Consider the following 1,748-nt stretch of genomic DNA (forward strand, 5'->3'; position numbering starts at 1 on the left):
TGAGGATCTGCTCGACCCAGGTGTCCAGTTGCTCGTCTGTGGCTTGCTCTAGGCGCTTGGATGCCGACTCGGGGATGTCGCCGAATTTGAGGGTGATGAGTTTGCGGAGGGTGCCCTCCACGCCCGCTTTGCGGCCCTCCTTGCGGCCCTCTTGGCGGCCCTCTTGGCGGCCCTCCTGAAGGCCTTCTCGCCTCGCCTCATTGAGAAAAGACACCTCGTCGTGGAGCGCTCGTTCGCGTTCAAAGGCGAGCTGGCGCGCCTTTTCGTCGGCGCTGAGCTCGCGGATTCGGCTCATCGCTTGCTTGACGGGTTCGTGGGCTATCGTCGCCATCGTCAGTTCCTCTCGCCAGTGTTTGAAGAAGGTGATCCAGTCACGCAGTGGGCCGGGTGGCATACCCAGTCGATCGGCCTTGGTGAGTTCGAGGAGGTTCAGTTGCAGGATGTTCCCGAGCGAGACGTTGGGCTGGCATTCATCGCGCATCTCAAACCGCCAGAGGGCTTGCTGGCGTTCGGCGTCGGTGGCGGTGAAGAGGTCGAAGTCGAGCAGGTGCAGCCCGACGGAGGCCCGCAGGTCTTGGTAGTCTTCGCCGGCATTGAGCTGTTTGCCCAGGGTGCGGGCGAGATAGAACAGCCCGCGTTTGTGCCAAGCGCCGTAGCGCCGCACCTGGATCTCGACATTGTAGCAGTGGCCTTCGGCATCCCGAGCGAGGACGTCGAGGATGATGTATTTGCGGTTGAGTTCGCTGGGTTCGATCGTCGGGTTGAGGATCTCGACCGAGGTGATCGCGGGGAGGTCGGGGCGGAGGTCGTTGATAAGTGCGACCAGTAGGTCTGGGGCGTCGGCGAAGAGCCGCTTGAAGACGTAGTCGTTGGTGGGGTCGAGGAGCGTGCGCATCGCGATGTCTGTCTCCGTCAGCGCCCAGGTGCGGCGGGCAGGCGTTTAGAAACTGCGGTGGCTCGGTGCGGATGTGCTCGTCGCGGTCTTCAGCAGCCGGCCAGCGCTCAAGGTCATTGTAGAGCAGGATACGGGGGGATGGGCGGCGTTCTCGGAAGCAGCGAAGCCTTCGATGAGCAAGCGTTTCCTGAACCCGCCAGCGCCTGGAGGGTTTGCTGCAGCTGCCGACGGCGGGCAGCGCGATGGAGGTGAAAACCCGGGGCGGACCACGGTTTAGCCCGGCTGGTCAGCAGGTGCATGGTCGCGAGCGCGGGGCTCAAACTCGAACTCGAGGCTGATCGTCTCGGTGCACGCAGTGTCGCCCTCGCCTTCGCGGCTATCGGGTCGCGCTTCGACTCAGCGTCCGATTCTGCTAACCGTCTGACAAGGAGCCCACTCCCATGTCCAGTGCCATCACCGATATCAGCCAAACCGCCCCAAACACCGCCCCGGTCAACCAGCTCAACCCGCGCCAGCGCTTGGAGGGCTTGCTGCAGGCGTTGCCCAGCGTCGGCAGTACGCTGGCGCAAGCGGAGAGCAATCAGGCCCCGGGCCGCAGTGATCTGGAGGAGCCGCTGCAGCGGGTGAACGAGGTGATGAACAATGATGGCGTGCAGTTCGAGATGAGCGAGCCGCCCGGCGAGCGCCTGATCACGCGCATTGTCGACAGCGAGTCGGGCGATGTGCTCCGCCAGATCCCGCCGGAGGAGATGATGCGCTTGGTCGAGCAGATCGCGGAGATGACCCAGGCCGGCCGCGGTGGCTTGGTGAATCTTGAGGCTTGAGGGCTTGGGGGTTGCTGGGGGCTCGGCGC

2 protein-coding genes are annotated in these 1,748 nt (G+C 64.2%); one reads left to right on the forward strand and one right to left on the reverse strand.

Going from position 1 to position 1,748, the window contains the following annotated elements:
- On the reverse strand, nt 1–895 hold an 895-nt coding region (locus tag CKO42_RS26385), incomplete at its 3' end, for an Rpn family recombination-promoting nuclease/putative transposase (protein ID WP_200252457.1).
- A gap of 440 nt (nt 896–1,335) precedes the next feature.
- Here CKO42_RS26385 and CKO42_RS26390 point away from each other — a divergent pair.
- Nucleotides 1,336–1,719 carry a flagellar protein FlaG gene (locus tag CKO42_RS26390; RefSeq protein ID WP_200252471.1) on the forward strand — a complete coding sequence of 128 codons (384 nt, stop codon included), beginning with the start codon at nt 1,336–1,338 and terminating at the stop codon, nt 1,717–1,719.
- Nucleotides 1,720–1,748 lie beyond the last annotated feature (29 nt).

Origin of the sequence: Lamprobacter modestohalophilus, assembly GCF_016583905.1 — a bacterium.
Taxonomy (GTDB): Bacteria; Pseudomonadota; Gammaproteobacteria; order Chromatiales; family Chromatiaceae; genus Lamprobacter; species Lamprobacter modestohalophilus.